Below are 12632 nucleotides of genomic sequence, written 5' to 3'. Positions count from 1 at the left end.
GGGAATGCACATCTATCGCTGACAATATACCTTTATTGGGTGACAGTTTCATGTTCGTCGCCCCACACTCAAATCATGCAAATTTTTCGAGGTTTTCATCACCCGCAACTGGCCAAAGCCTGCGCTTTGACCATTGGCAACTTTGACGGCGTCCACCGTGGCCACCAAGCCATGCTGGCCCTGCTCAACAACGAAGCCCGCCACCGTGGCGTGCCCAGTTGCGTGATGACGTTCGAGCCCCATCCGCGCGACTTTTTTGCGGCGCAACACCGCCAACCCGATCTGGCGCCCGCTCGCATCGCCACGCTGCGCGACAAGTTCAACGAACTCAGCGCGTGCGGTGTCGACCAATGTGTGGTGCTGCCGTTCAACCACGCCTTCGCCTCGCAACAACCGCAGGCCTTCATCGAAGAGGTGTTGGTCAAAGGCCTGGGCGTGAAATACGTGCTGGTGGGTGACGACTTCCGCTTTGGCGCCAAACGCGCCGGCGATTACGCCATGCTTGATGCAGCAGGCACCGCGCAAGGCTTCGATGTGGCCCGCATGAACAGCTACGAAGTACGTGGCCTGCGCGTGTCCAGCTCCGCGGTACGCGACGCCTTAGCGCGTGGTGCCATGCAAGACGTGGCGCAGCTGCTGGGCCGCCCCTACGCCATTTCGGGCCATGTGGTGCATGGCCGTAAGTTGGGCCGCGAGCTGGACTGCCGCACGCTCAACTTGCGCTTCACCCACTGGAAGCCCGCTGCCAGCGGCATCTTCGTGGTGCAAGTGCACGGCTTGGCCGAGCAGCCCTTGGCGGGTGTGGCCAATTTGGGCATTCGCCCCTCGCTCGACCCGAGCGATGTGAACGGTGGCCGCGTGCTGCTGGAAACCCATTGCCTCGACTGGCCCGCCAGCCTAGGCGCCGAGGGGGGCTACGGTAAAATCATTCGCGTGGAACTGCTGCACAAATTACACGACGAGCTGAAGTACGACGGTCTGGACGCCTTGATGCAAGGCATACACAAAGACTGCGACGACGCACGCGCCTGGCTCGCAGCCCGAATTTGACGGGGCGTGCAGCCCCTTCTGCTGCACACGGCCCCGCACTTCTTTCTTCTCGTCTGCCTTGAAGCCCGCCCTTTAAACGCGGCTTTCGCAGCCACCGCCCTGATATTTAAGCCTCCGACCTGAGATCGCCATGACCGACAAAGCCACCCCAACGTCCACGGACTACCGTGCCACCCTCAACATGATGGACACCCCGTTCCCCATGCGGGGTGACTTACCCAAACGCGAACCCGCGTGGGCCAAGCAGTGGAACGAAGAAGGTTTGTACAAAAAGCTGCGCGTGGCACGCCAAGGCGCACCGCTGTTTGTGTTGCACGACGGCCCGCCCTACGCCAACGGCAAGCTGCATATCGGCCACGCGCTGAACAAAGTGCTGAAAGACATGATCGTCAAGTCCAAGCAACTCGCTGGCTTTGACGCGCAATACATCCCCGGCTGGGACTGCCACGGTTTGCCCATCGAGAACGCCATCGAAAAACTGCACGGCCGCAAACTCAGCCGCGACGACATGCAGGCCAAGAGCCGCGCCTTCGCCACCGAGCAAATTGACCAACAACGCGAAGACTTCAAACGCTTAGGGGTCTTGGGCGACTGGGAGCGCCCCTACCGCACCATGGACCCCGCCAACGAAGCAGGCCAACTACGCGCCTTCAAACGCGTGATGGAGCGTGGCTTTGTGTACCGTGGCTTGAAGCCTGTGTACTGGTGCTTTGACTGCGGCTCATCCTTGGCCGAGTTTGAAATTGAATACGCCGACAAAAAGAGCGACACCTTAGACGTGGCCTTCTTGTGCGCCCAGCCCGAGAAGCTCGCTGTTGCGTTTGGTTTACCCAAGCTCGACAAGCCAGCGTTCGCCGTCATCTGGACCACCACCGCGTGGACCATCCCTGCCAACCAAGCGCTCAACATGCACCCCGAGATTGACTACGCCTTGGTGGATACCGAGCGTGGTTTGTTCTTGTGCGCGGCTTCGTTGGTTGAGAAATGTTTAGAGCGTTGGAAGCTCGAAGGCAAGGTCGTTGCGACCGCCAAAGGCGACAAGCTGGGCCTCATTGAGTTCAACCACCCACTGTCACATGTGGACGCTGGCTACCAACGCACAGCCCCCGTGTTCTTGGCCGACTACGTGGGCGAGAGCGACGGCACAGGCATCGTGCACAGCGCGCCGGCCTACGGCGTGGATGACTTCAACTCATGCATGGCCAACGGCATGAAGTACACCGACATCTTGAACCCCGTGCAAGGCAACGGCGCCTACGCCGCTGACTTCCCATTGTTCGGTGGCCAACACATCTGGAAAGCTGTGCCCGTCATTCTTGAAGCGCTGCAAAACGCTGGCCGCTTGATGGCCACACAAACCATCACGCACAGCTACCCACATTGCTGGCGTCACAAAACGCCCGTCATCTACCGCGCGGCTGCGCAGTGGTTCATCCGCATGGATGCGTTTGACAGCACGACCGAAAAAACCACGGGCAAGTTCATCACCGACAAGTCGAGCAAGTCGCTGCGTGAACTGGCGTTGAACGCGATTGACCAAACCCACTTCTACCCAGAAAACGGCCGCGCACGTTTGCGCGACATGATTGCCAACCGCCCCGACTGGTGCATCTCGCGCCAACGCAGCTGGGGTGTGCCAGTGCCGTTCTTCTTGCACAAAGACAGCGGCGAGTTGCACCCACGCACCATGGCCATCATGGACCAAGCGGCCGACATCGTTGAAAAAGGCGGCATCGAAGCGTGGAGCCGCGTGACAGTGGAAGACATCCTCAACCAGCCCGGCGACGACGCAGCCAGCTATACCAAGAGCACCGACATTTTGGAAGTGTGGTTTGACTCAGGCTCCACCTTCCAACACGTGCTGCGCGGCAGCCACAAAGATGCCTACAACTTTGGTGTGAACCACCGTGCGCCTTTCCACACATCGCCTGACAACTCCACCCCCGAGGCTGACCTGTACCTCGAAGGCCACGACCAACACCGCGGCTGGTTCCACAGCTCGTTGTTGCTCGGCTGCGCCTTGTACGACCGCGCGCCCTACAAAGGCCTGCTGACCCACGGCTTTGCCACCGACGGCCAAGGCCGCAAGATGAGCAAGAGCTTGGGCAACACCGTGGCGCCACAAGAAGTGAGCGACAAGATGGGCGCCGAAATCGTGCGCTTGTGGGTGGCATCGACCGACTACTCGGGCGACCTCAACATTGACGACAAAATCTTGGCCCGCGTGGTCGATGCGTACCGCCGCATCCGCAACACGCTGCGCTTCTTGCTCGCCAACGTAAGCGACTTTGATCCCGCCAAAGACGCCGTGGCGTTTGACGACTTGTTGGAAATCGACAAGTACGCACTGTCACGCGCAGCGCAAGTGCAAGCCGACATTCGCGCGCACTTCGATGCGTATGAGTTCCACCCCGTGGTGTCGAAGTTGCAGCTGTATTGCTCGGAAGATTTGGGCGCGTTCTATTTGGACGTGCTCAAAGACCGCCTGTACACCACAGCGCCCAAGTCGCTCGCTCGTCGCAGCGCACAAACCGCTTTGCATCAAATCACCCACGCTTTTGTGCGTTGGATGGCCCCGTTCCTCAGCTTCACCGCTGAAGAAGCGTGGACCACGTTTGGTAAGTCTGAGTCGATCTTCTTGGAAACTTTCACCGACCTCGGCGCAAGCAATGCGGCGTTGATGAACAAGTGGCATGCCGTGCAGCAAGTGCGCGAAATCGCCAACAAAGAAATCGAGAACAAGCGCACTGAAGGTTTGGTGGGGGCCTCGCTGCAAGCCGAGTTGGTCATCCACTGCGATGGCGCGGCGTATGACGCGTTGGCCTCGTTGGGCGACGACTTGAAATTTGTGTTCATCACCTCCAAGGTCGCACTCGTCAAAGGCGAAGGCTTGACGGTTGACGTCAAAGCCAGCGCAGCCACCAAGTGCGAACGCTGCTGGCACTACAGCGACGATGTGGGCCACAACCCCGCTCACCCCACCCTGTGCGGCCGTTGCGACAGCAACTTGCACGGCGATGGTGAAGTGCGTCATTTCGCCTAAGTCAGCGCACGTCAACCCTCGCACTCCACACCTCAAAGGCCCATATGGCACGCCCCTCCCTCGTTCGCAAAGGCAACAACCACACGTCTTACTGGCTGTGGTTGGGTTTGGCCTTGGTGGTGTTGCTGGTCGACCAGTTCACCAAGGTGTTGATCGTCAGCACCTACAGCTTGGGTGAAGGGTTTGCGGTCACGGGCTACTTCAACATCGTGCGGGTGCACAACCTAGGCGCTGCCTTCTCGTTCCTCGCGTCGGCGGGGGGCTGGCAGCGTTGGTTCTTCACGGGTATTGGCGTGATTGCCGCGACCGTGATGGTGTGGATGCTCAAAAAGCACCCCAACCAAAAGCTGTTTGGTTTTGCCATTGGCTGTGTGTTGGGTGGCGCCATTGGCAACGTGATCGACCGCTTGATGTACGGCTACGTGGTGGACTTTCTCGACTTCTATTACGCCGGCATCCACTTCCCTGCCTTCAACGTGGCCGACAGCGCCATCACGCTGGGTGCGGCCTGTTTGATCTTGGATGAAATCTTACGGGTAAGACGTGGACATTAACGCGGGCATTGAAGCGGGCATTGAAACGGGCACTGACACGCACACGGTCTTTGCAACAAAAAAATCCCTGCTGAATTCAGCAGGGATTTTTTTCGTCTGAACCAAACGCCACGTCATCCGTGGCGCAAGGTTTAGAAGCTCAAGCTCACAAAGTGATGATGGTGCAACCCGTGGTCTTGCGGGCTTCCAAGTCGCGGTGCGCTTGGGCGATGTCGGCTAAGGCGTAAGTTTGGTCGATGTGAATCTTCACCTTGCCGCTGGTGACGGCTTCAAACAAATCGTCGGCCATCTCTTGCGTGCTCTCGCGCGTGGTGATGTGGCTGAACAAGGTTTGACGGGTGAGATAAATCGAGCCCTTGGTGCCCAAGAGGCCAGGCGCCATCGGGGCTGGTGCACCCGAGGCATTGCCAAAGCTGGCCATCAAACCAAACGGGGCCAAGCAGTCGAGGGACTTGTCCCAGGTGTCTTTGCCCACCGAGTCATACACCACTTTCACGCCCTTGCCGCCGGTGATTTCTTTCACGCGGGCCAAGAAGTCTTCCGTGTTGTAGTTGATGACGTGTGCCGCACCATTGGCTTTGGCCAAGGCGCACTTGGCATCGCTACCTGCGGTGCCGATCAAGTTGTAACCCAAGGCCTTGGCCCATTGGCAAGCGATCAAGCCCACACCGCCCGCGGCAGCGTGGAACAAGATGAAGTCACCGGCTTTCAAGCCGCCTTGAGGCAAGGTGCGCTTGAGCAAGTACTGAGCGGTCAAGCCTTTGAGCATCATGGCTGCGCCGGTCTCGAACGAGATGGCATCAGGCAATTTGCACACGCACTTGGCGGGCATCACACGCTCTTCGCAGTAGCTGCCGGGGGGCTGGCTGGCATAAGCAGCGCGGTCGCCCACTTTCAAGTGGGTCACGCCCTCACCCACGGCTTCGATGATGCCGGAGGCTTCCATGCCCAAGCGCAAAGGCATGGGCAGTTGGTACACGCCGCTGCGTTGGTACACGTCAATGAAGTTCAAGCCCACGGCCTTGTGGCGGATGCGAATTTCGCCAGGACCAGGTTGCCCCACGGTGACGTCCACGAGCTTGAGCTCTTCAGGGCCGCCGTTTTTTTCGATGATGACTGCTTTGGTCATGGTGTGATGCTCCAAGATTTTGAGGGTGGTTTTAATTTTTAAGACGGTGAATCCTGCCATGAATTTGGTCCCCCAGATGTCACTTGGGTTATCCGGCCGCACGGCGCTCGGGTAGAGTCAAACCCTATGTCTTTTGCCCCTCTTGCCTTGACGCCGCGCACAGCGGCGCTTTTGTTGATCCCGCCACTTTTGTGGGCTGGCAACGCCATCGTCGGTCGCTTGGTCCACGAGCTGATTCCGCCCCTCACCCTCAACTTTTTACGTTGGGCCTTGGCGTTTGTCTTGCTGCTGCCCATCGCCAACCAAGCCCTGCGCGCCAGCAGCCCACTGTGGACACATTGGCGGCGTTATGCCTTGCTCGGTTTGCTGGGTGTGGGCTGCTACAACAGCTTGCAGTACTTGGCCCTGCAAACCTCCACCCCCATCAACGTGACCTTGGTGGCATCGAGCACGCCGGTGTTCATGCTGGCGTTTGGCGCTTTGTTTTTCAAACAAGTGGTTCGCAAACGGCAACTGTTGGGTGCGGCGCTGTCCATCGTCGGCGTACTGCTGGTGCTGTGTCGCGGTGATTGGCAAGCCTTGGCCCAAGTGCAGTTGGTGCTGGGCGATGTGTTTGTGTTGATCGCCACGGCCTGCTGGGCCTGGTACAGCTGGCTGCTGGCACAAACCACCGAGCCTGCCGAAGTACGCGGCAACTGGGCTTATTTTTTGATCGCGCAAATGGCTTTTGGTTTGAGCTGGTCAGGCCTCTTCACCGCCGCCGAGTGGACGGGCTACACGGGCCTCACCGAAGTGCACATCGTGTGGGGATGGCCGCTGGTGGCCGCGCTGGTCTACGTGGCCGTTGGCCCCTCATTGCTGGCCTACCGCTGCTGGGGCTTGGGCGTGCAACGCGTGGGCCCCAACATCGCAGGCTTCTTTGCCAACCTCACCCCCGTGTTTGCCGCCACGATGTCCGCGTTGGCCTTGGGTGAAATGCCGCAGATCTACCACGCAGCCGCGTTCGTGATGATCATCGGCGGCATTGTGGTGTCTTCGCGCAAATGATCACGCGTGGTCAATCTCTAGCGAAATCGACCACATCGTGAAGCACGATTTAACTGTTTGAGCACATGTAACGGTAAAGCTTCGGGCCCATCCACAATGAAAGCGGCCCCAAGTACCACACCGAAAAGAACAGCCCGGCCAAAAACGACCCCTCGTGCAATGCGAAGATGAAAGCAGAGAAGCACTCAAGCAGCAAACACAACATGATGGTCCACATCAGGGCTGCAAATTGAATTCGACTCTCTTCTGACTGCATCTTGGAACCACGCACTGAATTTAATAAGTGCCGGCGTAAGCACCGCCATCGGTCAAGATGTTTTGACCGGTGATGTAGCTCGCTTGGGCGGAGCACAAAAACGCGCAGGTGTCGCCAAACTCTTGCGGGTTGCCAAAGCGCAACGCAGGAATGGTTTTCTTGCGGGCTTCGGCAATGGTTTCAATCGGCTGACCCGTTTTCTCAGACGCGCCCTTCATGGTGCCCTTCAAACGATCGGTGTCGAACGCGCCAGGCAACAGGTTGTTGATGGTGACGTTGTTCGAGGCCAGTTTTTGCGTGCGTGCCACGCCCGCCACAAACCCCGTCAAGCCTGAACGTGCGCCGTTGGACAAGCCCAAGATGTCGATCGGTGCCTTCACCGCGCTGGAGGTGATGTTGATCACGCGACCAAACCCGCGTTCGGCCATGCCGTCCACCGTGGCCTTGATGAGTTCAATCGGGGTGAGCATGTTGGCGTCGACCGCTTTGATCCACGCGTCGCGGTCCCAAGTGCGGAAATCGCCGGGGGGCGGGCCGCCTGCGTTGGTCACCACGATGTCGAAGTTTTTACCCGGGCCACCCGCGACCGACCAAATGGCTTCGCGCCCTTCTACCGTGGTGATGTCCACCGCCACCACGAGGATGGTGGTGCCCAGCTTGCGCAGCTCAACCGCCGCTGCCTCTAAAGCTTCTGCGCCACGCGCCACGATGACCACGTTGGCACCTTCACGCGCCAACGAATGCGCGCAACCCAGGCCAAGGCCCTTGCTTGCGCCGCCAACCAATGCCCATTTACCTTTGATACCTAAATCCATCACTTCGCTCCATACTTTGAAACAACAAACACACCTCCCAACACCAGCAGGGTTCCTACCCCGATCCATGCGTTGAGTGGCTCACCCAAGACCAACACGCCAAGCGTGATGGTGGCCATCGGCCCAATCATGCCTGTTTGCGCGGTCAAGGCCGCACCAATGCGCTCAATGGCCATCATGACCATCAACACCGGTGCCACGGTGCACGCCACCGCATTCAACGCCGCCAACCACAACACCTCGTGCGGCACATCGGCGGCAGACAGAGGCCTGAGCAGCAAGAACTGCGCGATGCAACACACGCACGCCACGCTCGTGGCCCAGCCCACCAAACGCGTCGAGCCAATGCGCTGCACCAGCTGACCGCTGTAAATCAAATACATGGCGTAGGTCAACGCACTGGCCAACACCAGCGACGTGCCCAATGCCACATCAGTACCCGCCACCGTCAGCTCATGCGAGAACACCAGCAGCACGCCGCTGTAACTCAACGCCATGGCCCACATGCGTATGGGTTGAATGGGCTTCTTGAAAAACAACCATCCCAACACCACCACCATCGTGGGGTTGAGGTAAAGAATGAGCCGCTCTAAGCTGGCCGTGATGTATTGCAGCCCCAAGAAATCCAAAAAGCTCGACAGGTAATAACCCACAAAGCCTAGGCCCATGATGCCCAACACATCGCGACGTGTGAGCGGATTGGCCTTGGCATGCGCTTGGCGTTCCGACCACAGCCCGAGGCCAATGAAAAACGGCAGCGCAATCAACATGCGCAACATCACCACCGTGACGGCATCCACCCCGTAGCGGTACGACAGCTTGACGATGATGGCCTTGCCACTGAAGGCAATGGCCCCTGCGGCGGCGAGTAACAAACCTGAAAAAACGGGACGCGAAGACGAGCTCATGAAGGACGCAAAGGCCAAGGGTAAATCTGGAGTTTATGTGAGCTAACGCAAGGGCCTTGTCACAAACGCTCGGTACCATTAGACGCATGTCATCACTCGAACTCACCCTGCTCTATTTATGCGCTGCTGTCGTCAGCGTGGTGGGTTGCCGACTGATGCATTTGCCCGCCATGTTGGGCTATTTGTTTGCGGGCGTGGTGATCGGCCCCAACGCCTTGGCGCTGGCCAAAGACTCGGTCGCGGTCGAGCACTTGGCCGAGTTTGGCGTGGTGTTTTTGATGTTCGTCATCGGCTTGGAATTCAACTTGCCCAAGCTCATGCGCATGCGCAAGTTGGTGTTTGGTTTAGGGTTGGGCCAAGTGGTGTTGACGCTGATTGGCGCGCTGGGGCTCAACATTGCGCTGGGCGTGGCGATCAAACAGTTTGGGCACACTTGGCAGGTGAGTTGGCAAACCGCCTTGGCCTTGGGCAGTGCCATGGCCATGTCGAGCACGGCGATTGTGGTCAAGCTCATGTCGGACCGCATCGAGCTGGAGTCGCCGCACGGCCAACGCGTGATGGGCGTGTTGCTGTTTCAAGATTTGGCCGTGGTACCGCTGCTGGTGCTGATTCCGGCCTTGGCCGACATGGCCGACAACAACCTCTGGCGCGTGCTGGGCATTGCCATGCTCAAAGCGGGCGTGTTGGTGGGCTTGCTGTTGTGGGGCGGCCAGCGCGTGATGCGCGAGTGGCTCAACTTGGTGGCAAGGCGCAAGAGCGACGAGCTGTTCATGCTCAACCTTTTGTTCATGACGCTGGGCTTGTCATGGCTGACCGAGCTGGCAGGCTTGTCGCTGGCCATGGGCGCCTTCTTGGCAGGCATGTTGATTGCCGAAACCGATTTCAAACACCAAGTGGAAGCCGACATTCGCCCCTTCCACGATGTGCTGCTGGGCCTGTTCTTCATCACCATTGGCATGAAGCTGGACTGGGAAGTGATTTACGACAGCTGGGGCTGGGTGCTGTTGCTCAGCGTGGTGCCGGTGCTGCTCAAAGCAGGTTTGGTCTTTGGGCTCGCACGTCTGCAAGGTGCCGCGGCTGGCGTGAGTTTGCGCACGGCCATTTATTTGGCACAAGCCGGTGAGTTCGGTTTTGTGCTGCTGTCGCTGGGTTCACAAAACGCGCTGATTCCTGTGTCATGGATGAGCCCCATCTTGGCCTCCATGGTGCTGTCGATGATTGCCACACCGTTTTTGGTGATGAACGCCGACCGCATCGTCAACCGCCTCATCAGCAACGACTGGTTGATGCAGTCGCTCGCGCTCACGGGCATGGCACAGCGCACGTTGAAAACAGAAAACCACGTCATCATTTGCGGCTACGGTCGCTGCGGGCACAGCTTGGCGGACTTGTTCAAATCGGAGGGCATTGCCTACGTGGCCCTCGACTCCGACCCCGACAAAGTGCAGGCGGGGCGCAGTGCGGGCAACCCCGTGGAGTTTGGCGATGCCACCCGCTTGGCCAGCCTCATGTCTGCCGGTTTGGTGCGCGCCTCGGCGGTGGTGGTGACTTACCCCGACACCCCCTCGGCCCTGAAAGTGCTCGCGTGGGCCACCGAACATGCCCCCCAAGTGCCGGTGATTGTGCGCACCCACGACGACCACGACTTAGAGCGTCTGCGTGCCGCAGGGGCCGCCGAGGTGGTGCCCGAAGTGTTGGAAGGCAGCCTGATGCTCGCCAGCCAAACCTTGGCCCACATTGGCATCCCGCTCAAACGCGTGATTCGCTTGGTGCAAGGCCAGCGTATGACGCGCTACGCCATGATGCGCGACGCCATTCCCCCCAAAGACGACACACCCGCCGCCTGAACACGAAGCGACATGCGCGCCCCGTGATGGCGTAACCCAAGCGACTGCGCCCGCACGAAGGCTGACTTAAAGTGGCCTGCAATGAAGACCTCTCTCGTGCGCCGCGTCTCGTTGGCCAAACATCGCACCCACCGAAAAGCCAAACGTCTGCCCATTGCGTGGCAAGGCATGCTGTGGATGGCCATGGGCGGCTTGATGTTCTCGCTGCTCAATACCATCGCCCGCGCCATCGCCTTGGAAATGGACGCCTTCCAAACCCAGTTTTTGCGCTACCTCTGCGGCTTGGTGGTCATGCTGCCCTTGGTCTGGCGTTCAGGCTTTGGCGCCTATTGGCCCAAAGACATCAAAGGCCAGTTCTGGCGCGGCGGCGTGCACACCGTGGGCCTGATGTTGTGGTTCATCGCACTGCCACGCATTCCGTTGGCCGACATGACGGCCATCAGCTTCACCGGCCCCATCTTCATCATGATCGGCGCGGGTTTGTTTTTGGGCGAGTCCATGCACCGCGACCGCTGGATCGCCTCGCTCATTGGCTTTGCGGGCGTGTTGGTCGTGGTGCTGCCCAAGCTCTCAGGCGGAGGCGGGTGGTTTCACTTGGTCATGCTGGCTTCAGCGCCCGTGTTTGCCGCCTCGTTCTTGATCACCAAAGCCCTGACGCGGTATGAAAACGCGGGCGTGATCGTGTTGTGGCAAGCCTTGACCGTCACGCTACTGAGCTTTCCGCTCGCCCTGACACATTGGCAAGACCCCAGCGCGTGGCAATGGGTGGGCTTTTTTGCAGCGGGCATCTTGGGCACCACCGGCCATTACTGCCTGACGCGGGCCTTTGCTTTGTCTGACATTTCAGCCACCCAGTCGCTGCGCTTTCTCGACTTGGTGTGGGCCTCTGCCATGGGCTGGCTGGTGTTTGCCGACGTGCCCAGTCAATCGACTTGGCTGGGTGCGTTGGTGATTTTGATGTCGACGGTTTGGATTGCGCGGCGCGAAGGTCGCCGCCCCGTCAAGCCTCTGAACCCAAAAACGCCTGCCACTTGAGCAACGCGTCTTTCACCACAGCCAAGCTGAAACGGCCTTCTGATTGGTCCCACCATTCGGTGTCTTCGGGGCCGACGTTGCTGGCGTTGAACTGAACCCCCTCGGGGGTCAGGTTGACGCACCACGCATCGCCATCGGCAAACCACTGCGGACAAGTGCCGGCTTCTAAGTCAGCCACCGCTTCCAAGATTTCTTGGCAACGCTCGGGGTCATCCACATCGCTGGCGAGCCAGCTGCAGACGAAGCGGTTCATCGGGTGCGCTTCATCGACGAGGGCATCGGGTGCGTCGTCAGGCGTCCATTCACAAAAGGGATAAAACACGCTGGCGGCTGAACTTCCGGGAACGGGCAATTGTTCGGCATCAAAAAAATGAAAAGGCATGGTGTGTCCTGTCGCCTCAATGGCGTTTGCTGTAAACGGGATAGGCCGTGACGCGCGGAGCCAAGTAGCCCTCCACGCGCACGCCGCTGGGGGTCAAAGCGCTCCACTTTTCCCCGCGTTTGGTTTTGGTCGGACTGTTCCAAGCCGCATCCAACTCGGTGGTGATGCGCTCGGCCGTCCAGTCTTTGGGAAACATGGTGTTGAACATGGGCTGGCCGTTGCGGTCGGTTTTGGTGATCCATTGCCCAGGCCTCTGGGGATCGGCCATTTGCACATGGGCGCGGTACACGCCGGTGGCATCAGGTGCCGACTCGCTGCCCGTCACGATGCGCACATCGCCTTTGAGCAAGCTGTGGCCGCCCGTGGGCTCGCCGGTACGACGGTTAAAGTCAGCGCCCAAGATGTGCGCCATGTCAATCGGGCTGCTTGGGCTGAATGCCCACGCGAGGTTGGCCCCGCTCACCAAACCCATGACACCCACCACGCTCCAGAGCGCCAGCGTGTGAACCCATTTCTGCAGCAATTTCATCGCTTACCTTTTTAGTCGTTCCATATGGAGGCGTGAG

Annotated in this window: 11 protein-coding genes; 6 read left to right on the top strand and 5 right to left on the bottom strand. The window is 59.3% G+C overall.

From position 1 onward, the window contains the following. Positions 1–75: 75 nt before the first annotated feature. From C5F52_RS23610 to lspA, 3 genes are all read left to right on the top strand, one after another. The gene (locus C5F52_RS23610) at positions 76–1050 is read left to right on the top strand and encodes a bifunctional riboflavin kinase/FAD synthetase (protein ID WP_104800812.1); all 975 of its coding nucleotides are present in this window, start codon (positions 76–78) and stop codon (positions 1048–1050) included. Positions 1051–1180: 130 nt separating this feature from the next. Next, positions 1181–4093 (top strand): isoleucine--tRNA ligase, encoded by a 2913-nt coding sequence (gene ileS / locus C5F52_RS23605; RefSeq protein WP_104800811.1) that lies wholly within the window; start codon positions 1181–1183, stop codon positions 4091–4093. Positions 4094–4137: 44 nt separating this feature from the next. Continuing rightward, positions 4138–4647 (top strand): signal peptidase II, encoded by a 510-nt coding sequence (gene lspA, locus C5F52_RS23600; protein WP_104800810.1) that lies wholly within the window; start codon positions 4138–4140, stop codon positions 4645–4647. Between the two features lie 145 nt (positions 4648–4792). Here the strand turns inward: lspA and C5F52_RS23595 are convergent, their stop codons facing one another. Next, positions 4793–5776, bottom strand: a complete 984-nt coding sequence (locus C5F52_RS23595) for a quinone oxidoreductase (RefSeq protein WP_104800891.1) — start codon at positions 5774–5776, stop codon at positions 4793–4795. Positions 5777–5902: 126 nt separating this feature from the next. On the opposite strand from C5F52_RS23595, the gene C5F52_RS23590 reads away from it, so the two are divergent. After that, on the top strand, positions 5903–6823 hold the full coding sequence (locus tag C5F52_RS23590; RefSeq protein ID WP_104800809.1) for a DMT family transporter: 921 nt from the start codon (positions 5903–5905) through the stop codon (positions 6821–6823). 276 nt (positions 6824–7099) lie between these two features. Here the strand turns inward: C5F52_RS23590 and C5F52_RS23580 are convergent, their stop codons facing one another. After that, on the bottom strand, positions 7100–7894 hold the full coding sequence (locus C5F52_RS23580) for an SDR family oxidoreductase (protein WP_104800807.1): 795 nt from the start codon (positions 7892–7894) through the stop codon (positions 7100–7102). Further along, on the bottom strand, positions 7894–8802 hold the full coding sequence (locus tag C5F52_RS23575; RefSeq protein ID WP_104800806.1) for a DMT family transporter: 909 nt from the start codon (positions 8800–8802) through the stop codon (positions 7894–7896). Before C5F52_RS23575 ends, C5F52_RS23580 begins: the two co-directional genes overlap by 1 nt. Positions 8803–8888: 86 nt before the next feature. On the opposite strand from C5F52_RS23575, the gene C5F52_RS23570 reads away from it, so the two are divergent. Together C5F52_RS23570 and C5F52_RS23565 are read left to right on the top strand one after the other, a co-directional pair. Next, complete coding sequence (locus C5F52_RS23570; RefSeq protein WP_104800805.1) at positions 8889–10649, top strand: cation:proton antiporter; 1761 nt, start codon at positions 8889–8891, stop codon at positions 10647–10649. Positions 10650–10730: 81 nt separating this feature from the next. Beyond that, the gene (locus C5F52_RS23565; RefSeq protein WP_104800804.1) at positions 10731–11684 is read left to right on the top strand and encodes a DMT family transporter; all 954 of its coding nucleotides are present in this window, start codon (positions 10731–10733) and stop codon (positions 11682–11684) included. Here the strand turns inward: C5F52_RS23565 and C5F52_RS23560 are convergent. Both C5F52_RS23560 and C5F52_RS23555 read right to left on the bottom strand, forming a co-directional pair. After that, entirely contained in the window at positions 11650–12066 is a 417-nt protein-coding gene (locus C5F52_RS23560) for a hypothetical protein (protein ID WP_104800803.1), read from the bottom strand. The genes C5F52_RS23565 and C5F52_RS23560 overlap by 35 nt on opposite strands. Positions 12067–12082: 16 nt before the next feature. Continuing rightward, a complete protein-coding gene (locus C5F52_RS23555; protein WP_104800802.1) occupies positions 12083–12595 on the bottom strand; it encodes an EndoU domain-containing protein in 513 nt (170 codons plus the stop codon). Between the last annotated feature and the right edge of the window lie 37 nt (positions 12596–12632).

The organism is Limnohabitans sp. TS-CS-82 (assembly GCF_002943475.1).
Note: the sequence above shows the minus strand (reverse complement) of the source record. Positions and strands in the feature narration are given on the sequence as shown.